This window comes from Novosphingobium sp. Fuku2-ISO-50, assembly GCF_001519055.1.
GTDB lineage: Bacteria > Pseudomonadota > Alphaproteobacteria > Sphingomonadales > Sphingomonadaceae > Novosphingobium.
Genome location: NZ_KQ954296.1, coordinates 93,397 through 112,143 on the forward strand (window position 1 = coordinate 93,397; position 18,747 = coordinate 112,143).

Annotated in this window: 16 protein-coding genes; 5 read left to right on the top strand and 11 right to left on the bottom strand. The window is 66.3% G+C overall.

The features are described from left to right. Nucleotides 1-13 precede the first annotated feature (13 nt). Both AQZ50_RS14945 and AQZ50_RS14950 read left to right on the top strand, forming a co-directional pair. Nucleotides 14-883 carry an MbnB/TglH/ChrH family RiPP precursor modification enzyme gene (locus tag AQZ50_RS14945; protein WP_067747372.1) on the top strand — a complete coding sequence of 290 codons (870 nt, stop codon included), beginning with the start codon at nt 14-16 and terminating at the stop codon, nt 881-883. Next, nucleotides 880-1,632, top strand: coding sequence for an HvfC/BufC N-terminal domain-containing protein (locus tag AQZ50_RS14950; RefSeq protein WP_067747373.1), 753 nt, complete (start codon nt 880-882; stop codon nt 1,630-1,632). The genes AQZ50_RS14945 and AQZ50_RS14950 overlap by 4 nt, the downstream gene beginning before the upstream one ends. 1 nt (nt 1,633) lies before the next feature. On the opposite strand, the gene AQZ50_RS14955 is transcribed toward AQZ50_RS14950, so the two are convergent. From AQZ50_RS14955 to AQZ50_RS14980, 6 genes are all read right to left on the bottom strand, one after another. Further along, a complete protein-coding gene (locus tag AQZ50_RS14955; protein ID WP_067747374.1) occupies nt 1,634-2,272 on the bottom strand; it encodes a DUF1109 domain-containing protein in 639 nt (212 codons plus the stop codon). After that, nucleotides 2,269-2,808 (bottom strand): sigma-70 family RNA polymerase sigma factor, encoded by a 540-nt coding sequence (locus AQZ50_RS14960; RefSeq protein WP_067747375.1) that lies wholly within the window; start codon nt 2,806-2,808, stop codon nt 2,269-2,271. The genes AQZ50_RS14955 and AQZ50_RS14960 overlap by 4 nt, the downstream gene beginning before the upstream one ends. A 115-nt stretch (nt 2,809-2,923) precedes the next feature. Beyond that, nucleotides 2,924-4,705, bottom strand: coding sequence for a putative bifunctional diguanylate cyclase/phosphodiesterase (locus AQZ50_RS14965; protein ID WP_067747376.1), 1,782 nt, complete (start codon nt 4,703-4,705; stop codon nt 2,924-2,926). A gap of 279 nt (nt 4,706-4,984) precedes the next feature. Further along, on the bottom strand, nt 4,985-6,394 hold the full coding sequence (gene astD / locus AQZ50_RS14970) for a succinylglutamate-semialdehyde dehydrogenase (RefSeq protein WP_067747378.1): 1,410 nt from the start codon (nt 6,392-6,394) through the stop codon (nt 4,985-4,987). Beyond that, a complete protein-coding gene (locus AQZ50_RS14975; protein ID WP_067747380.1) occupies nt 6,394-7,419 on the bottom strand; it encodes an arginine N-succinyltransferase in 1,026 nt (341 codons plus the stop codon). The genes astD and AQZ50_RS14975 overlap by 1 nt, the downstream gene beginning before the upstream one ends. Before the next feature lie 6 nt (nt 7,420-7,425). Then, a complete protein-coding gene (locus AQZ50_RS14980) occupies nt 7,426-8,622 on the bottom strand; it encodes an aspartate aminotransferase family protein (protein WP_067747382.1) in 1,197 nt (398 codons plus the stop codon). Between the two features lie 101 nt (nt 8,623-8,723). Here AQZ50_RS14980 and AQZ50_RS14985 point away from each other — a divergent pair, with 101 nt between their 5' ends. Continuing rightward, nucleotides 8,724-9,641 carry a LysR family transcriptional regulator gene (locus AQZ50_RS14985; RefSeq protein ID WP_067747384.1) on the top strand — a complete coding sequence of 306 codons (918 nt, stop codon included), beginning with the start codon at nt 8,724-8,726 and terminating at the stop codon, nt 9,639-9,641. On the opposite strand, the gene AQZ50_RS14990 is transcribed toward AQZ50_RS14985, so the two are convergent. Then, complete coding sequence (locus AQZ50_RS14990) at nt 9,587-10,534, bottom strand: LysR substrate-binding domain-containing protein (protein ID WP_067747386.1); 948 nt, start codon at nt 10,532-10,534, stop codon at nt 9,587-9,589. The two genes, AQZ50_RS14985 and AQZ50_RS14990, sit on opposite strands and share 55 nt — an antisense overlap. A 92-nt stretch (nt 10,535-10,626) precedes the next feature. On the opposite strand from AQZ50_RS14990, the gene AQZ50_RS14995 reads away from it, so the two are divergent. Next, nucleotides 10,627-11,826 carry a VOC family protein gene (locus AQZ50_RS14995; protein WP_067747415.1) on the top strand — a complete coding sequence of 400 codons (1,200 nt, stop codon included), beginning with the start codon at nt 10,627-10,629 and terminating at the stop codon, nt 11,824-11,826. On the opposite strand, the gene AQZ50_RS15000 is transcribed toward AQZ50_RS14995, so the two are convergent. Both AQZ50_RS15000 and AQZ50_RS20770 read right to left on the bottom strand, forming a co-directional pair. Continuing rightward, the gene (locus AQZ50_RS15000) at nt 11,816-14,689 is read right to left on the bottom strand and encodes a DUF3857 domain-containing protein (RefSeq protein WP_197412508.1); all 2,874 of its coding nucleotides are present in this window, start codon (nt 14,687-14,689) and stop codon (nt 11,816-11,818) included. The two genes, AQZ50_RS14995 and AQZ50_RS15000, sit on opposite strands and share 11 nt — an antisense overlap. Before the next feature lie 164 nt (nt 14,690-14,853). Continuing rightward, nucleotides 14,854-15,411, bottom strand: a complete 558-nt coding sequence (locus tag AQZ50_RS20770) for a hypothetical protein (protein ID WP_067747388.1) — start codon at nt 15,409-15,411, stop codon at nt 14,854-14,856. 240 nt (nt 15,412-15,651) lie between these two features. Between AQZ50_RS20770 and AQZ50_RS15010 the strand changes: the two genes are divergently transcribed. Then, entirely contained in the window at nt 15,652-17,052 is a 1,401-nt protein-coding gene (locus AQZ50_RS15010) for an aldehyde dehydrogenase (RefSeq protein WP_067747389.1), read from the top strand. Nucleotides 17,053-17,091: 39 nt separating this feature from the next. Here the strand turns inward: AQZ50_RS15010 and tauD are convergent, their stop codons facing one another. Both tauD and AQZ50_RS15020 read right to left on the bottom strand, forming a co-directional pair. Continuing rightward, nucleotides 17,092-17,916 carry a taurine dioxygenase gene (gene tauD, locus AQZ50_RS15015; RefSeq protein ID WP_197412509.1) on the bottom strand — a complete coding sequence of 275 codons (825 nt, stop codon included), beginning with the start codon at nt 17,914-17,916 and terminating at the stop codon, nt 17,092-17,094. Nucleotides 17,917-18,025: 109 nt separating this feature from the next. Next, the gene (locus AQZ50_RS15020; RefSeq protein ID WP_067747390.1) at nt 18,026-18,613 is read right to left on the bottom strand and encodes a hypothetical protein; all 588 of its coding nucleotides are present in this window, start codon (nt 18,611-18,613) and stop codon (nt 18,026-18,028) included. Nucleotides 18,614-18,747: the final 134 nt, after the last annotated feature.

The following is an 18,747-nucleotide window of genomic DNA, read 5'->3' on the forward strand; positions in this document are numbered from 1 at the left end:
GATTGGAGCCGACATGAGCGATCCGCTTTCCGGATTTGGCCTTGGCATGCGCCGACCGCATTATGCGCACTATGTCACGGGCGAGGCCCCGGTCGACTTTGTCGAAGTCATTTCCGAAAACTTCATGATCCCCGGCGGACGTCCGATCGACACGCTGAGCCGCGCCAGAGCCCATTACCCGGTGGCGCTGCATGGCGTGTCGTTGTCGGTCGGATCGGCTGACGGGCCGCGCGGCGATTATCTGGACCGGCACGATTATCTGAACCGGCACGATTATCTGGACCGGCACGATTATCTGGACCGGCTCAAGGCGCTGGTCGACCGGATCGAACCGGCGGCGGTATCCGACCATTTGTGCTGGACCGGGATCGGCGCGTTCAATTCGCACGACCTCTTGCCCGTGCCTTTGACCGATGAAGCGCTCGATGTCGTGTGTCGGGCGATCGATCGGGCGCAGACGCACCTCAAGCGCCGGATGCTGTTCGAAAACCCGTCGAGCTATATCGCCTTTCCCGGAACGATGCCGGAGTGGCATTTCCTGAGCGAAATGGTCCGCCGCACCGGCTGCGGCCTGCTGCTCGATGTCAACAATGTCTTTGTCAGCGCGACCAACCACGGGCTCGATCCGCTGGCCTGGCTCGACGGGTTGCCCTTGCACGCGGTCGGGCAAATCCATCTGGCCGGACACAGCCAGGGCGAGCACGGCCTGATCGATACGCACGATGCCGCCGTCGATCCGGCCGTCTGGGCGCTCTATGCCGAAACGATCCGCCGCACCGGCCCTGTCGCCACGATGATCGAACGCGACGGGAACATCCCGGAGCTTGGCGAGCTGATCGACGAACTGGCGCTGGCGCGCACTGCGGAAATCATGCCCGTATGACCGCGATCGTGCCGCTGGCCGAACTGCAACGGCGATTCTGCGCCTGGCTGCGCGAGGGCGATGAGGATGTCGCGGCGCGGCTGACCGAAACGCTGAACGTCGGCGCCGGATTGTCGGTCTATCAGAACGCCTATCGCGTCTCGCTGGTCGAAGCCTTGTGCGAAACCCACCGGCGCGCCGCGCTATGGCTGGGCGAGGCGGCGTTCGAGGCGGCGGCAGCGCGATATATCGATGCCGAACCGCCGTCGAGCTGGACGATCGATGCCTATGGCGCCGGATTTCCCGCCGCGCTGCGCGCCGACGATCCGGTCGCTGCCGATCTGGCCGCAATCGACCGCGCTGTCGGCGATGTCTTTGTCGGCGCCGATGCCATACCTGTCAGTGCCGCCGCGCTGGCCGAAGTCGACTGGCAGACGGCGGTGATCCGTCCGGTTCCGGCGCTGGCGCTGGTGCCGATCCAAACCAACGCCGATGCGCTGTGGCTCGCCCTGGCCGGCGAGGAAACCGTGCCCGCAGCGAAGAACGGGGATACCGCCACGCTGATGGTCTGGCGTCAGGGGTTCGAGCCGGTGATGCGCCGCGCCGACCCGGTCGAATGCGCCATATTGCGCGCCTCGCTGGCAGGCATCGGTTTTGCCCGGATCTGCGAAGAGCTTGCGGACGAAAGCGATGAAGCCGACGCCGTCACCCGCGCCGGCACCGTGCTGGGCCGCTGGATCGGCGAAGGGCTGATCGCGGACTTCGCCTGATTTACCAGCGCAGCAGACGCGGGCCGAGCAAGGCGCCGAGCGCCGCAGCGCCCGCCATGCCCAGCGTATACCAGGTCAGCACGAACAGCGCCGAGGTTTCGGGGCAATGCAGGCAATAGAGCGTCGCGCCCCAGGCCCCGGCGGCCATGCCCGCGGCCATCCCCGCCAAAGCCAGCCGCGTCGGGGCCAGCCGACGAAACGACCACAAGAGCCCTGCGAAAATCGGCATCGACAGCGCGAACACGTTGCGCGAACAGACCTTCCAGCTTGCCCCCAGCCACATCGCCAGCCAGTCTGCGCGCGGTGTATGGGCCAGTTCGCCCACGCCGATCAGCGCAAGCCCGAGCACCGGCACGATCATCAGCCGCAGCCAGCCGCCGACCCCGCCGTCGGGGCGCGCCAGCCGCAGCGTCGCCGCCGTGGCGCAGATGGCCAGGCTGATCGTATAGGTCCACTTGATCCAGAACGTGGCGCCATGCATCGCCCGCATGAGATCGGGGCGAAGGCCCATCGCGCCGACCAGGACAAGCGTCATCAGGGCGCCGACAACCATGCCGAGCCCCACGCGTCGGCCAAGCGCATGGCGCGGCACCGGCGGGACATCGCGCGACAGCGCAGCGATCAGATCTTCACTGTTCATCGCAAGCTGTCCCTGACCCGCGCGGCCAGCGCCCGGAGCCCGCGATGCGCCGACACTTTCACATCGGATTCGCCGATGCCCAGCCGTTCGGCTGCCTCTGCGGTGTTCAACCCCTCGATCCGCGTCGCGCGCAGCACCGCCGCCTGCTTTTGCGGGATTTTTTCGAACAGGCGATCGAGATCGGCACGCGCATCGCTCGCTTCGGCAAAGGCAAAGTCGTCGGCCAGTTCGTCCAGATCATCGAGCGACGTCGTGCGCCCGCTGCGTCGATAGCGATCGATCAGCTTGTAGCGCGCAATCGCATAGAGCCACGCACCGAACGGGCGGGCGGGATCATAGGTGGCGCGGCGTTGGTGCACGGCCATCAGCGTTTCCTGCACAAGATCCTCGACGTCATCGTCCCGCCCGCCAAGGCGGCGACGAAAGAAGCGGCGCAACGCGGGCAAGAGTGCGCGCAGCAGCGCCGCATGCGCGACACTGTCACCCGCCAGACCTGCCAGCATCAAGGCCCGCAGGGGATCATCTTCATGCTGCATGCACATTGCCCCAGCGAATTCGTCGCGAGCGGAGGTTTGGTTACACCAAGACGCGCAAGCCGTCAGCGAAAATCACAAGAGCGCCGCGACACGCCATCCGCCGACCGGGCGATCCTTACGCGGCGACCATGCTCCACGGCGTCGGGCGCGGGCGTGCCCAAAGATAGCCCTGCCCCTTGCGACAGCCCGCTTCGCGCAGCATGTCGGCCTGATGCGCGGTTTCGATCCCTTCGGCGATGACCGCGATGTCGAGCAGACCGGCAAGGTGGATCACGCCTTGCAACAGCCGATTTCCGCGCGGGTCGGTGCCGAGCGCGGCGACGAAACCCTGATCGAGCTTGAGCAGATCGAACGGATAGCGTTGCAGATAGGCCAGCGAGGAATATCCGGTTCCGAAATCGTCGAGCGCCAGGCGGATGCCGAGCGCGCGAAGCTCCTGCATGTGGCGCTGCGCGCCCTCGACACTGCCGATGGCGGTGCTTTCGGTGATTTCCAGCACCAGTCGGGCGGGATCGAGCCCGCTGCGTTCAAGCGCGGAGCGCACGAGCGGCACGACATTGCCGTTGGCGATCCATTGCGCCGACAGATTGATCGAAAAGCTTACCGTGTCGGGGGCCCGCACAGCCTCCTGGCAGGCGCGGAACAAGACCCACGCATCGAGCCGACCGGACAAGCCGCACGCCTCGGCAAGGGGCACGAAATTGTTTGGCGCGATCACCCCGAGGCGCGGATGGCGCCAGCGCACCAGCGCCTCGTAGCCAAGGATCGTGGTGGTTTCGAGATCGTGATACGATTGCCATTCAAGAAACAGTTCATCGCGTTCGATCGCCAGAGCCAGTTCGCCGCCGGGCGCATGATCGGTGTCCAAGGGGGGGCCGACCGTTGCAGTTTCCTCTTGCGACCCGGCGATCACGACTTGCCCACGCCCGGCCCGCTTGGCGGCCAAAAGCGCGCGATCCGCCGCCCGCATCAGATCGCCCGCCAGGACCGCGTCGCGCGGGGCTTGGGCACCGCCGATCGAAAGGCCCATGCCGACCGTCTGGTCATGCAGCATGACCGGCAGGGCACAGGCGCGCAGGATGCGCGTGCCGACAAGTTCGAGCACGGTGCGATTGACCGGATGCGCCAGCAGGATGACGAATTCGTCGCCGCCGATCCGGGCGACCAGATCGCCCTGACGCACCGAAGTCTGCAGCCGCCGCGCCGTTTCCTTGAGCATGCTGTCGCCGATGTCGTGGCCAAAGGTATCGTTGACCTGTTTGAACTGGTCGAGATCGAGATAGAGCAAGCCGCACCCTTCGCCCGCGAGCACTTTGCCCATCGCGCGCTCGATCGCCTTTTCGAGGCCGCGCCGGTTGAGCACCCCGGTCAAGGCATCGCAATCGGCCGCTTCGCGCAGCAAACTGTTGCGGCGATGCAGTTCCATCAGCGAACGGGCGTTTTCGGCAAGACGCTTCAACATCCGCCGATCGGCACTGTCAAAGTGGCGCGGCGCGCGGTCGATCACGCAAACCGTGCCCAGCGCCGCGCCGTCTTCGGCCAGGATCGGCGCGCCCGCATAAAAGCGGATATGCGGCGCGCCGGTGACCAGCGGATTGGCCTGAAACCGGGTATCGAGCGCAGCATCCTCGACCACGGTCACCGTGTCGGGGCGGGCGATCGAATGGGTGCAAAACGCCTGGCTGCGCGGGGTCTGGCGCACATCGAGCCCCACTTTGGCCTTGAACCACTGGCGATCGGCATCCACGAGCGAAACCAGCGCGATCGGCGTGGCGAAATGCGCGCTGGCAATCTCGACCAGATTGTCGAAGCGGCTGTCGTATGCGGTATCGAGAATGCGATAATCATTGAGCGTCGCCAATCGCTCGATCTCGTTGCCGGGAATGGGATACGACACGACCCTTCTCCTTGTGTGCAACGGCAGCACCGGTCGCGCGCGTCATCCCGGCGACGCCGCGTCTGGCGGATATTGCCGGATGCGCTGGTTTACACGTGTTAACGACCCGGAACGGAAACGGCTTTACCCCCGATGGTCGGCATGGAAAGTCCAAATGCCTGACCACAAACGGCAAACCAGCCCATGCCGAACCGGCACGGGATGCCACAGCGCTCCGAGCGAAGTGTTACGGAAGGTGGTTAATCGCGAAATTGGTACGTAACGCCGTCGCGCCGGGTCTCAGGACAATCCGGGCACCGCCACGGGGGTCAATTCCGGCGCTTCGAAGCTGGCAACCGGATAGGCGCAATAGTCCGCAGCATAATAGGCGCTGGGCCGGTGATTGCCCGATTCCCCAAGCCCGCCAAACGGCGCGGAAGAGGCGGCGCCGGTGGTCGGGCGGTTCCAGTTGACCACGCCCGCGCGGATTTCGCTGACAAAGCGGCCCCACAGCGCCGGATCGGCAGCGAGCAGCCCGGCGCTGAGGCCGAACGCGGTGGCATTGGCGGCGGCGATCGCGGCGGAAAAATCGGGCACGCGCACGATCTTGAGCACCGGGGCAAAGATTTCCGCATCGGGCACGGCGACACCTGTCGCATCGAGCATAACCGGGCCAAAGAACGCCTCGCCTCGCCCCTCTGCGCGGTTGCGATCGAGCAGGACGCGGCATCCCGCAGCAATCAGGCCGTCGAGCGCAGCACGGGCGGCCCGCGCAGCCTGCGGCGCAATCAACGGGCCCATGAACGCATCATCGTCGCCCGCACCGATCGGCAGGCGCGCGGCGAGATCGATCAGCGCCGCAACCAGCGCATCGCCCGCTTCGCCTTCGGGCACGATCAGGCGGCGCGCACAGGAACAGCGCTGGCCGGTGGTGATGAACGCGGAATGGACCACGAGATTGGCGAGGATCGCCGGATCAGTCGTTTGATCCCACACCACCAGCGGGTTGTTGCCGCCCAGTTCGAGCGCAAGGATCACCCCCGGCCGATCGATGAAGGCGCGGCGGAAATGGCGCCCGGCCGTGGCCGAGCCGGTAAACAGCAGCCCGTCGATATCCTGTTCGAGCAGGGCCGCGCCGGTGTCGCGCCCGCCCTGCACCACTTGCAGCACATCGTCGGCAAGCCCCGCCGCATGCCAGGCATCGACCAGCGCCGCGCCGACCGCCGGGGTCAGTTCCGACGGCTTGAACACCACGGCGTTGCCCGCGATCAGCGCGGGGACGATATGGCCATTGGGCAAGTGGCCGGGGAAATTGTAGGGCCCGAGCACCGCCATGACTCCGTGCGGATGGTGGCGCAGCACGGCGCGGCCAAAGGGCTGCGCGCTGTCGCTCGTTCCGGCGCGTTCGGCCTGGGCGCGGATCGAAATATCCACTTTGCCGATCATCGCGGCGACTTCGGTGCGCGCTTCCCACACCAGCTTGCCGGTTTCGCGCGCGATCAGCCGGGCGAGATCTTCGCGCCGCACGTCGAGCACAGCGGCATAGGCGCGGGCCAGCGCCACGCGCTCGGCAAGCGGGCGGCGCGCCCAGCCCGGCGCGGCGGCGCGCGCACGCGCCACGGCCTCGGCACAAGCCGCCGCATCGGCGACGGCGCCCTGCCAGACGAGATCACCCGTTGCCGGATCGAACGATTGCAGCAGTTCAGCCATCAGCACACCATAACCCTGTCGCCGGAAATCACGCCCAGCCCCGCAGCGACAGCGGGGGGCAGCATCACGTCATCTTCGCCCACCACGGCGGCTCCGCGCAAGGCCCGGAATGTCGCAAGATCGGGCACGGCAAGCAAGCAGTCGGTTGCCGCATCGGCCAGTAAACCGTCAATCGGCACCCCGTCGATCACTCGCACGGTTCGCAAGCGGGCGCCGCGCACGGTGGCAATCGCATCGCGCGGGGCAAACATCGTCGGCCCGCCGTCAAAGATGTCGATCAGCCCCGATCGCGCAAAACCTTCGCTTTCGAGCATGTGCCGCGCGGCTTCGCCATGGCGGTGCACCTTGCCGATCGCCGCTTGCGCCTCGTCCGGCACGAGTTCGAGATAGATCGGGTGACGCGGGGCAAGGTCGGCGATGAATTGCCCGTCGGTGGTGGTAATCATCTGATCGGCCTGTTCGAACGGCAGGCGAAAGAATTTGGCCGAGATTCCTTCCCAGAACGGGCTGACATCGCGTTCGTCGAACCACCCGCGCAATTCGGCCATGACGGTTTGCGCAAAACGATCGCGCGCAGCGGCAATCAGCATGTAGCGCGACCGCGCGAGCAGCGCCCCCGTCCCCGCCTGACGCTTGCCCGGACGCAGGAACAACGAGCCGACTTCGGAATGGCCGCTGCATTCGTTGACCAGCACCAGCGCCTGATGATCAAAGCGCGTGGCCGTGGCCGAACTGAACTGCGTAAACGTCACCACGCGAAACGAGAAGTGCGGGCGTTGCAGCCCGACCGCGCCCTTGACCGCCGCAACGCCTTCGATCCGCCCGGTTTCGCCGTCTTCGAGCATCAGCACATACCAGGCCTCGCTCGCGGGCACGGCACCGGCAAAGCTCGCCTCGCTCAGCGCCAGCCGAGAGGCCAGCGTGTCGCGGTTTTCGGGCAGGCTGGTAAAGCCCTTGCCCGACAAGTACGCCAGTTCGAGCAGCGCGTCGGTATCCGCCGGGCCGCCCGGCCGAACCACCAGCATCCGCGTTCAGGCCGCCTGCGCCAGCGCGCGCCGCGTCGCGGCAAAGGCCGTGGCCAGCCGGTCGAGTGCGGTATCGACTTCCCTCGCCGTGATGATCAACGGCGGCAGAAGGCGAATGCAATTGTCACCGCCGCCCGCAACGAGCAGGCCGTGATCGCGCGCCGTCGCCATCATCTCGCGGTTGTTGGTGTGCAGCTTGACGCCGATCAGCAGCCCCTTGCCGCGCACGTCGACCGCGATGTCGCCATACGCGGCGGCCAGCTTGGTCAGGCCGGAGGTCAACCGTTCGCCCATCGCCTGCGCGTGGGCCAGCAGCGCCGGATCGGCGAGCAGGTCGAACGCGGCATTGCCGACCGCCATCGCCAGCGGATTGCCGCCAAAGGTCGTGCCGTGCGCGCCGACAGTCATGCCCGCCGCCGCCTCGCGCGTGGCAAGGCAGGCCCCCATCGGAAAGCCGCCGCCCATCGCCTTGGCAATCGCCATGATGTCAGGCTCTGACCCCGGCGCCCACTGATGCGCAAACAGGCGCCCGGTGCGGCCCATGCCGCATTGCACTTCGTCATGAATGACCAGCACGCCCGCTGCCCGGGCCATGGCTTTCAGCCGGCACAGCCATTCGGGCGAAAGCGCCCGCGCGCCGCCCTCGCCCTGCACCGGCTCGACCAGCACAGCCGCCGTGGTCGGCGCGGCGAGCGCGACGGCAAGCGCGGCGTCATCATCAAGGCCGAGTTGCACATAGCCGGGCAGGCGCGGACCGAAACCGTCAAGATAGGCGGGATTGCCCGAAGCATTGACCGCCGCATACGTCCGGCCATGGAACGAGCCTGCAAACCCGATCACGTCGATGCGTTCGGGGCTGCCCTTGGCCGCGTGGTACTTGCGCGCGGTCTTGATCGCCGCCTCGATCGCTTCGGTGCCCGAATTGGCGAAAAACACCACATCGGCAAACGACGCGCCGGTCAGCTTTTCGGCGAGCTCTTCCTGCCCCGGAATGCGGAAGATATTGGACACGTGCCACAGCTTTTCGGCCTGATTCTGCAACGCGGCGACCAGTTTCGGGTGACAATGGCCAAGCGCATTGGTGGCGATCCCGCTGACGCAATCGAGATAGCTGCGCCCGTCGCGCGCATGAAGCCAGACGCCCTCGCCCCGATCCACTTCGAGCGGCGCCCGGTTGTAGACGCCCATCAATGCTTCGCTCATCGCTGCCTCCGCCAGTTATCTGTTGCAAATATCGCATGGCAGGATCAATTCAAAACAAGGAATGCGCATCGATTGATGCGTTGAATGCATCAAGGAGCCTTATGAGCGACCGCACGCTGCTGCCGCCGATGGGCGCGATCCATGCTTTTGTCGAAGCCGCCGCGACCGAAAACTTTTCCGCCGCCGGCGCGCGGCTGGGGCTCAGTCAGAGCGCGATCAGCCGCCAGATCGCCGTGATCGAGGCGATGGCGGGCACGGCGCTGTTTGAACGGCGCGGACGGCGGGTGGTGCTCAATGCCGCCGGGCGGCGCGTCCATGCCGCGCTGCTTCCCGCGCTCGATCAGATCGCCGGGGCAATGCGCGCGGTGCGGGCGCAGGACAGCGAATTGACCGTGGCGACGCTGCCCGGGTTCGGCATGCGCTGGCTGGCGCCGCGCCTGCCGCAATTGAGCGCGCGGCATCCCGACCTGATCGTCAATCTGACCGTGCGGATCGATCCGTTCGACCTCGCTCGCGAAGGGTTTGATGCCGCGATCCATTTCGGCGCGCCCGACTGGCCCGATGCCGAGCACCATTTCCTGTTTGAAGAAGACCAGATCGCGGTTGCCGCGCCCGGATGGGTGCAAGCACACGGAATTGCACGCCCCGCAGACGTGATCCATGCCCCGCTGTTGTTCCAGAGCCTGCGGCCGGGCGCCTGGAACGACTGGCTGGCAAGCCAGGGGATCGACGCCCCGCCGTTGACCGGCGCGCGCTTCGATCATTTCCTGATGGCGGCGCAGGCGGCGGCAGCGGGCGCCGGGCTGGCGATCATCCCGCGCTTTCTGATCGAGCCGGAGCTGGCCTCGGGCATGCTGGTCGAGCCATTTGCGCACCGGCTGAAAAGCAAGTCGGCCTATTACCTCGTCCACGCGCGCGGCCCGGTCTCGCCCGCGCTGGCGCGGTTTCGCGACTGGCTGACCGATCAGGACGCGGCTTCAGCGCAGATCCAGTCGCGAAAGGCGACCAGCGGCGGATAATCACGACGATGGGCGGGAAACGCCAGCCAATAGCGATCGGCGCTGTCGACCGGCGCGAGCCCGCCGGGGACGACCAATGCGCCCGAGGCCAGCTCATGATCGATCAGGAACGTCGGCATCAGCGCGACACCGAGCCCGGCGATGGCGACTTCGGCAGCGGTGGCGAACTGGTCGATCATCAGCGCAGGCGCCGGTGCGGCAAGCCCTGCCCCGGCGAACCAGCCCGCCCAGGCCGCTGCGCGCGAGGACAGCCCGATCAACGGCGCGCGGGCCAACCGGGTCAGCGCTTCGTCACGCGCGAGCGGCCGGTCGAGCCCCATCCGCGCGGCCAGCCCCGGCGCCATGACCGGTATGACTTGTTCATGCATCAACGGCACGAATTCTGCCCCCGGCCAGTCGGGGGCGCCGAAATGGATCGCGAGATCGAGCGGATCGCGCGCGAAGTCGAACGGGGCCAACCGCGTGGCAAGGTGCAGCGTGATCCCCGGATGCGCTTCGCCAAATCCGGCGAGGCGTGGGGCGAGCCAGCGGGTCGCGAATGTCGGCAGCACCGCCAGCGTCAGGACACCGCCCGACGGATTGAACCGGCAGGCGAGCGTTGCAGTGGTCAGGATGGCGAGCGCGCGGCGCACTTCGCCCAGATAGCTGCGCCCGGCGGGTGTCAGAGCGAGGCTTTGCCGTTCGCGGTGAAACAGGGCGCGCCCGATCTGGTCTTCGAGCGCGCGGACCTGGCGGCTGACCGCGCTTTGCGTCAGGGCAAGCTCGCGCGCGGCGGCGGTGACGCTGCCGAGGCGGGCCACGACGTCGAAGGCGAGCAGCAACGCGGTCGGCGGCAGATGACGCCGCGCAAGCGGGATGTCATTCCCGTTTGGAATAGGTTCAGTCGGAAACATCGCTTGCCTCTGGTGTTTGGTCCAGCCAGTTCATGCCTACCGGGTATGCCTTGGCGATCCGGCGTGCAAGTGCCAGCAAGAAAGCCCCTGCAATGTCTGCTTTTGTCGATGCGGATCAGATCCGTGCCCGTTTCGCCGCCGCGCTGTCGGACATGTATCGCGCCGAAGTGCCGCTTTATGCCGACTTGCTTGCCATCGTCGGCGACGTGAACGCGCAAGCGGGCGGAACCGACGAAGCGCGGATCGCGATCGAGCGCCATGGCGCGATCCGGGTCGGCACCGCGCAGGAACTCGCCACGATGGCACGCGCCTTTGCTGTCATGGGGATGGAGCCGGTCGGCTATTACGATCTCGCCCCCGCCGGGGTGCCGGTGCATTCGACAGCGTTTCGCCCCCTGACCGAGGCGACGCTCGCGGCCAATCCGTTTCGCGTGTTCTGTTCGCTGTTGCGCCACGATCTGATCGGCGATGCCGCGTTGCGCGACGAAGTCGCCGCGATCCTCGCGCGGCGGCAGATCTTTGTGCCGCGCGCGCTGGATCTGATCGCCCAGGCGGAGCGCGATGGCGGCCTGGGCAAAGGTGACGCCGACGCGTTTGTTTCGGCCTTGCTCGAAACCTTTCGCTGGCACAGCGAGGCGACAGTCACAGCCAAGACCTATCAACGACTTGCCGCGCAGCATCGGCTTATTGCCGACATCGTCGCCTTCAAGGGGCCGCATATCAATCACCTGACCCCGCGCACGCTCGACATCGATGCGGCACAGGCCGCGATGCGCGCGCGCGGGATCGATGCCAAGGACACCATCGAGGGGCCCCCGGCGCGCAAAGTGCCGATCCTGCTGCGCCAGACGAGTTTCAAGGCGCTGAACGAAGCGGTGCGTTTTGCCGATGTCGGCGGCCGACACACCGCGCGCTTTGGCGAAATCGAGCAACGCGGCGCTGCGCTGACTCCCAAGGGCCGCGCGCTCTATGACCGGCTGTTGGCGCAAGCGCGGCACGGCGATACGCGGGCCGTGTTTGCCGCCTTTCCCGACGATCTGCCCACGCTGATCCGCGAAGGCCTGATTTACGTGCGGCGCGGCGCCGACGGGCTGGAGCCGATCACTTATGAAGATTTCCTGCCCGTCAGCGCGGCGGGGATCTTTCAGTCGAACCTGTCGGGCGAAGCGCGCCGCGATTATGCCACAGCGTCATCGCAGGCCGCGTTCGAACGCGCGCTGGGCCGCGCGGTGATCGATCCCTTTGCGCTCTATGCCGCCATGGCGATCATGCCCGAGCCTGTTACCAACTGAGCCCGAACGGCGCGAATGTCGTATCGATCGCCGGAAACAGCAGGCGCGCGGCGGCCAGATCGCGCGCCGCGCCATCGGCCTTGCCCGCCTGGCGCCGGACCAGCGCGCGCAAGTAATAGGCTTCTGCGCTGGCCGGATTGATGTCGAGCGCGGTGTCGAGATCGCCGCCCGCCTGAGTCAGATCATGCTGACGCAGACGGGCCAGCGCGCGGCCTTCGAGCGAAAGCGTCGCGAGTTGATCGCTGAGCTGGATCGCGCGCGTGCAGTCGGCCGCGGCGCCTTCGAGATCGGCGTCGAGCAACCCCTTGAGCCGACAGCGCATATTGAGCAGAACCGCATTGCCCGAACGCTTTTCGACCGCCGCGTCGATTTCGGTCAGCGCGCCCGCCTTGTCGCCCGCATCGGCCAGCGTTTCGGCCTTGATCGCGCGATAGAACGGTTCGCGATCATCGCCGTTGGCCAGCCCCGCGTCGATCAGCGCCAGCGCCTTGTCCTTGTCGCCGGTCAGCGCCATCAGCCGCGTGGCAATCGACAGCGCACCGATGTCCGAAGGATCGAGATCGAGCGCGGCGCGCATGTCGGCAAGCGCGCTCTTGCGATCACCGATCGCCTGATAGAGCTCCGAACGCTCGCGCAAGGTCGCCTTGTCCTTGGTCAGCGCCAGCGCCTTGCCGAGATCGGCAATCCCCGCGCGGGGATCAAGCTCAAGCGCATGGAACATCGCGCGCATCCGGTATCGCGCCGCGTCGTCCGACTTTTCGCCGATCCACCGGTCGATCAGCGCGGCCGACCGATCGAACAGATGATCGCGCCGGGCCTGTTCGACGCCTTGCCAGGGCGCGGGATAGCCCGCCACCGTGCGCAGCTTTGGCGCGCGATTGGCAAATTCGACATCTTCGCGCCGCATCGCCGGGATCGCCGAGGCGGGAACCTCGCCCCCGTCGATCGTGAACGTGATCGCATAGGCAAATGTGCCGTCGCGCAATTGGGCATGAAGCGTGTTGCCCCCGGCGCCGGGCTGATTGAGCGTTTCATCCGCGATACCCTCCATCGCGATGCCTTCGCCATGGCGCGGCAGGAGAATGCTGGAGGTGATCAGCTTGTTTTCCGGATCGCCCAGCGCGACCGGAACATCCTGCCAGATCGCGCGGGTGCGGTCGGGGTAGCTCGTCGTGCCGAGCATGCCGGGATTGAACGTATAGCGGCTGTCGGCGCGTTTCCACGTCGGCATGGCAAAGCCTTCGCCCCGGATCGTCGCCGCGCCCGTGGCGGGATCATAGGCAAAAGTCGGCCGCAACAGGACTGCGCCGAACCCGCCGCCCGAAAGCAGCTTGCGCAAGATATTGGCGCGCGTTTCGGCATCGAGCCCGGCGACAAGGCTGTTGAGCTGCCCCGCCAGCGCGCCGTGCGCATGCCCTTCGATCACGATCGGCGCAAACATGCCGATCCCGGCGCGCATGTCGATGTCGTTATGAATTTCGACAACGGGATGCGCGGGCGCACGCGCCGGCGCCTTGACCAGACTGGCCCCGGCGGCACGCAGCGGCAAGACCCAGTGATAAGGCGGCACATCGTCGAGATCCGCCTCACGCGTGCCGAGCGCCGTGCCGTCGAGCCACAAGGTCGCCCCACCGGGATGCGCCAGCACCATGACATGATTGAACGCCATGACCGACGGCAGCCGTTCGCTCAGCAGATCGCCATTGCCCAGATTGGCCAGCGCCGCCTCTGCCTCGATTCCCAGCTTGCCCAAAATCGCCAGCAGCAGCAGCGTCTTGGCCTTGCAATCGCCATACCGCAGCGACCAGGTCTGCTCCGGCGTTTGCGGGACGAGATTGCCGCCTTCCATGCTGACCGCGAAATAGCGGATCTTGTCCTGCACCAGTTGCAGCGCCATCGCCGTGCGGCGGCGCGGGTCGGCGCTCGCAGCGGCGATGCGGGCGACTTCCTGATCGAGATCGCCGCCCTGTTTGATCGCGGCGGCAGCGCTGTCGGTGCGATAGAGCGGGGCCATCGTGCGGCTGACTTCGGCCCAGTCGGCAAAGTCGGACAGTTCGATCAGCGAGGGTCGTGCATAGCGGCCCGGTGCCCTCGGCGCGGAATCGGGTTGTTTGGCAACGGGGAGCGTGACGGACAGTTCGTGCCAGCCTGCGCTCGAATGCGTCGCCTGATCGGGACTGACCCCGGTGAGACAGGATTTCCAGCGGATCGCATCGCCATCGCGCCACAGCACGCGCGCCCGGCCAAAGCCCAGCGAGACGGGCTGCGCCACCAGCAGCGCGGCGGCATTGCCATGCCCTGCCAGCACCGGATCATGCTGAGTCACCGACATGCGCACATCGAGCACATCGCCCACCCGCAAGCCTTCGACCAGCATGGTCGCGGTCAGCAAGCCATTGAGCTGCAGCGATTCAAGCTCTGCCTCGCGGCGCAGGACCTGAAACCGGCTTCCCCCGGCCAGCACGTCGATCCGCTGCGCTCCGCGCAAGATCGTGATCGCGTGAATGATCAGATCGCCGTGATCTGGCGCCCAGGTCGCCGTCACCGTGCCGACGCGAGTCAGCGCCTCGGGCGTGTCGATACGAACCGCATTGTCGAAATAGCCCCAGACCGTGCCGTGATCGATGCGTGTCTGGGTATCGATCACCCGCTGTTGCGGCTGGGTCGCGTCAGAAGAGGCCGCGCTGTCGATCGGAATCGGCGTGACCCAGTCGGGCAGCGGCTGATAGAGCGGCTTGTCCCCCGCGTGCGCAGGTTCCGAAATCGATGCCAGCGCGATCAGCAGCAAACCGGTCCGTCCGACACCACGCAATCCCCGGCGATGGCCGCGTCGCCTGCCTGATCCCTGCCCCGTTTCCTTCATTGCCCTGCCGTGTCCGCCCCATTCGATGAATGGCACCACAGCTATCAGCAAACGCCCGAATGAAAAGCGCAATCGGGTCCACATGCCAACGAAGCCGGGGCACCGGATTCGCCTGCCGCAAGGGAAGGCAAATCCGGCGCGCGGCAACCGGTCCTGTCGATCCGTCAGCGACGACCGTGATCGCCGCCGTATTCGCCGTGGCCACCGCCCGCATGGCCGCCGCCCTGGTAGCCACCGCCGCGATAGCCGCCGCCCTGATACCCGCCATGGTAGGCCTGAACCGCGTAGCCGCCACGATACCCACCGGCATAACCGCCGCGATACCCGCCAACCACAAACGGACGGGCATAGCGGGCGCCGCCGTACCACCAGCCGCCGTCATGCCAGCCCCAACCGAGGTTGGCGTAATACGAGGCGGGATAGCAGTATCCGTCATAGCCCGGATAAGCATTGTAGCAGCCGACCTGCGGCGCATAAGCGACCGGCGCAGGCACATAGGCGACCGGAGCCGGAGCGGCATAAGGGCCATGGTCCGACGCAATCGCGGCGCCGGCGATCAGCCCGATCAAGCCCGCAGCAACCGCAATCCCGGCGCCGTCGCCGCCGTGGCGTTCATACCCCCAGGGACGTGCTTCGGCAGGAGCGGCCCCCGCCAGCAAACCGGCCGCCAGCGTGGCGGTCAATGCAGTACCCAGAATGGCCTTCTTGAAGTATCCCGTCATGATACGCCTCCTTGTCGGCGTTGCCGGGGAGTTCGTTTTGCACCCCGGCAGCGATTCGTTTCCATGTCGTTATCTCTACGCCTGCCAAGCTGAACGCCGCAGGACGCGCGAATGCAGCGTCCGTTCATCTTTCGCCCGTCGACGCAAAAACGGCAGCAGGCGATTGCGCGGCCCCTTGTTATGCTATAGTTCATATCAATAAGCGCGATCTCATCGCCATTTTCCGGGAGAGCTTTGATCATGGAATTCACCCGTTTGAACCCGATCACGGGGGCCATCGCATCATCGGCTGTGGCGATGCAGGCACAGGACATGGCGGCGATTGCCGCGCGCGCCGCCGCGGCGCAACCGGCCTGGGGCGCGCAAGGGCCCAATGCGCGGCGCATCGTGCTGAACCGCGCCGCCGCCGCGCTCGAAGCGCGCAAGGATGATTTCGTGGCGGCGATGATGGGCGAAATCGGCGCAACGGCGGGTTGGGCGATGTTCAACCTCGGCCTTGCCGCATCGATGGTGCGCGAGGCCGCCGCGCTGACCACGCAGATCGGCGGCGAAGTGATCCCTTCGGACAAACCGGGGTGCCTGGCCATGGCCTTGCGCGAGCCGGTCGGGGTGATTCTGGGCATTGCGCCGTGGAATGCGCCGATCATCCTGGGCGTGCGCGCGATCGCGGTGCCGCTCGCTTGCGGCAATGCGGTGATCCTGAAAGCGAGCGAGATCTGCCCGCGCACCCATGCCCTGATCATCGAAGCCTTTGCCGAGGCAGGCTTTCCCGAGGGGCTGGTGCAAGTCGTCACCAATGCGCCTGCCGATGCGGGCGATGTGGTCGGCGCGCTGATCGACGCGCCGCAGGTCAAGCGCATCAATTTCACCGGATCGACCGCTGTCGGCCGGATCATCGCCACGCGCGCGGCGCAAAATCTGAAGCCCTGCCTGCTCGAACTGGGCGGCAAGGCGCCGTTGCTGGTGCTTGAAGACGCCGATCTTGACGAAGCGGTCAAGGCCGCCGCGTTCGGCGCATTCATGAACCAGGGGCAGATCTGCATGTCGACCGAGCGGATCATCGTGACAGAGGCCGTCGCCGATGCCTTTGCCGAGGCCTTTCGCGCCAAAGTCGCTTCGATGGCGGTCGGCGACCCGCGCGAAGGCACGACGCCGCTGGGCGCGGTGGTCGATGCCAGGACCGTGACGCATTGTCGCGGCCTGATCGACGACGCGCTGGCGCATGGCGCGACATTGCTGACCGGGGGCGAAACCCTCGCCAATGTCCTGATGCCCGCGCACGTCGTCGACGGCGTGACGCAGGCGATGAAGCTGTTTCGCGACGAGAGCTTTGGCCCGGTGGTCGCGATCATTCGCGCGCGCGACGAAGACCATGCGATCGAACTGGCCAACGACAGCGAATACGGTTTGTCGGCGGCAGTATTCACCCGCGACACCGCGCGCGGGCTCCGGGTCGCGCGCCAGATCCGCAGCGGCATCTGCCATATCAACGGGCCGACCGTTCACGACGAGGCGCAAATGCCCTTCGGCGGCGTCGGCGCGTCGGGCTATGGCCGGTTTGGCGGCAAGGCCGGGATCGACAGCTTTACCGAACTGCGCTGGATCACCATGGAAACCCAGCCGGGCCATTTCCCGATCTGATGCAGGCAGGGGCGGTCTCGCGACCGCCCCTGATTCAGATCAGAAGGGCCGATCACCCATGATCGTCGCGCGGTTCATCACGCGGTGCGCATCGCCATAGTCATATGTGGCGTAGTGCTGCGTCACGCGGTTGTCCCAGATGGCGACATCGCCCGCGCGCCATTTCCAGCGCACGGTATATTCGGGCCGGGCGACATGGGCATAGAGCATGGCGAGCAGCGGCTCTGCCATGGGCGGCTCCATACCGACAATGCCGGTCGTGAAGCCCTCGCTGACAAAGATCGCCTTTTTCCCGGTGACCGGATGCGTGCGGATGACCGGATGCACCACCGGGGGATTGCTGCGCTTGGCCGCTGCCAGTTGTTCGGAGCCGAAACGTTCGGCCGGAAACGACTTGGCAAGATCATGCGTCGCCGACAGCGTGCCCAGATAAGTCTTGAGCGTGTCGGGCAGCGCGTCATAGGCCGCCGTCGCGCTGGCCCAGAGCGTGTCACCGCCGAGCGCGGGCACTTTGCGCGCCAGGAGCACCGCGCCGAGCGACGGGGTTTCGGTAAAGCTGACATCGCTGTGCCACAGCGCATTGTCGCGCAAATCGTTGAGCGCGGTGTCGAGCAGCATGATCTCGGGCACGCGTTCGCAACGCGGATAGATCGGATGGATGTGCAACGGGCCGAACCCGGCGGCGAGGTCGCGCTGCTGCTCTTCGGTCAATGCCTGATCGCGAAAGAAGATCACCTGATGCGCCAGCATCAGCGCTTCGACCGCATCGCGGGTTTGCGCATCGAGCGGTCGCGACAGATCCACCCCTGACACCACCGCCCCGATGGCCGGGGTAAGCTGCTCGATCGTGATGTTCATGGTCATCGACTCCACCGCTTGATCGGGATGGGCTTCACGGTTGCAGGGCAGAACCTAAGTCGGAATTCCCATCTGAAGACAGCCTTGTTTCCTGTATAAGAAAAACTGCATGGCCTTATTGCGATTGGCCATTCGCAGGGTCGCGCGGCAGGACGCGAAAGCCCGCGTCCGGGCGAACCCAGATCACCCGCTGATCGGGAAAGACGGCAGCACTGCCGGTAATTCGCGCGCGCGCCACGAAGCCTGCGGCCACCGGCACATAGATGGTGCAAATCTCGCGATTGATCGCCGATCCCATCGCATCGGTGATCTGAATCAGCAGGGGAAGCGCATGATCGGCGGGCACCGGTCGATCGAAATAGCGCAGCTTTGCGGCCAGCGCCTGTTCGCGGCGGACCGTACCGCACACCGCGCCGTCGCGCAGCGTGACCGGGGTTTCGATATCCATGGTCAAGGGCTGGGTCGGGTCCGGCAAGATCGTGGCGGTGTTGATCCAGCCGCCGTCGCTTTCGCGGCGATAGGCGGAGATCGACCGGCAGGTGCGGCTCACCCGGTCGGGTTCATAGCACTGCACCATACCCGATTTCGCCGGCGCGAGCGGATCGGCTGCAGGCGGCACGGCCGCGTCGGCGAGAACCATCGTGGCAAGGAACAGACCGGCAGGAACCAGAGGCAGCATGACGAAATCCCGTTCGATGACCATGGCAACGCCGTTCCGCAATAAGCCCGACTTGGCCACGATCAACAAAAATGCCGATGGGAGGTGAAATGACCTGCAAAAGCGGGCAGGAGCAGGCGCTTGCCACATGATTCGGCACCCTTTTTCATTCTCTCTGA

What these genes read in the sequence shown, in the direction of transcription:
- AQZ50_RS14945 (WP_067747372.1), top strand. Translation starts at nt 14, where the DNA reads ATGAGCGATCCGCTTTCCGGATTTGGCCTTGGCATGCGCCGACCGCAT.
- AQZ50_RS14950 (WP_067747373.1), top strand. Translation starts at nt 880, where the DNA reads ATGACCGCGATCGTGCCGCTGGCCGAACTGCAACGGCGATTCTGCGCC.
- AQZ50_RS14955 (WP_067747374.1), bottom strand. Translation starts at nt 2,272, where the DNA reads ATGAACAGTGAAGATCTGATCGCTGCGCTGTCGCGCGATGTCCCGCCG.
- AQZ50_RS14960 (WP_067747375.1), bottom strand. Translation starts at nt 2,808, where the DNA reads ATGCAGCATGAAGATGATCCCCTGCGGGCCTTGATGCTGGCAGGTCTG.
- astD (WP_067747378.1), bottom strand. Translation starts at nt 6,394, where the DNA reads ATGGCTGAACTGCTGCAATCGTTCGATCCGGCAACGGGTGATCTCGTC.
- AQZ50_RS14975 (WP_067747380.1), bottom strand. Translation starts at nt 7,419, where the DNA reads ATGCTGGTGGTTCGGCCGGGCGGCCCGGCGGATACCGACGCGCTGCTC.
- AQZ50_RS14980 (WP_067747382.1), bottom strand. Translation starts at nt 8,622, where the DNA reads ATGAGCGAAGCATTGATGGGCGTCTACAACCGGGCGCCGCTCGAAGTG.
- AQZ50_RS14985 (WP_067747384.1), top strand. Translation starts at nt 8,724, where the DNA reads ATGAGCGACCGCACGCTGCTGCCGCCGATGGGCGCGATCCATGCTTTT.
- AQZ50_RS14990 (WP_067747386.1), bottom strand. Translation starts at nt 10,534, where the DNA reads ATGTTTCCGACTGAACCTATTCCAAACGGGAATGACATCCCGCTTGCG.
- AQZ50_RS14995 (WP_067747415.1), top strand. Translation starts at nt 10,627, where the DNA reads ATGTCTGCTTTTGTCGATGCGGATCAGATCCGTGCCCGTTTCGCCGCC.
- AQZ50_RS15000 (WP_197412508.1), bottom strand. Translation starts at nt 14,689, where the DNA reads ATGAAGGAAACGGGGCAGGGATCAGGCAGGCGACGCGGCCATCGCCGG.
- AQZ50_RS20770 (WP_067747388.1), bottom strand. Translation starts at nt 15,411, where the DNA reads ATGACGGGATACTTCAAGAAGGCCATTCTGGGTACTGCATTGACCGCC.
- AQZ50_RS15010 (WP_067747389.1), top strand. Translation starts at nt 15,652, where the DNA reads ATGGAATTCACCCGTTTGAACCCGATCACGGGGGCCATCGCATCATCG.
- tauD (WP_197412509.1), bottom strand. Translation starts at nt 17,916, where the DNA reads ATGACCATGAACATCACGATCGAGCAGCTTACCCCGGCCATCGGGGCG.
- AQZ50_RS15020 (WP_067747390.1), bottom strand. Translation starts at nt 18,613, where the DNA reads ATGGTCATCGAACGGGATTTCGTCATGCTGCCTCTGGTTCCTGCCGGT.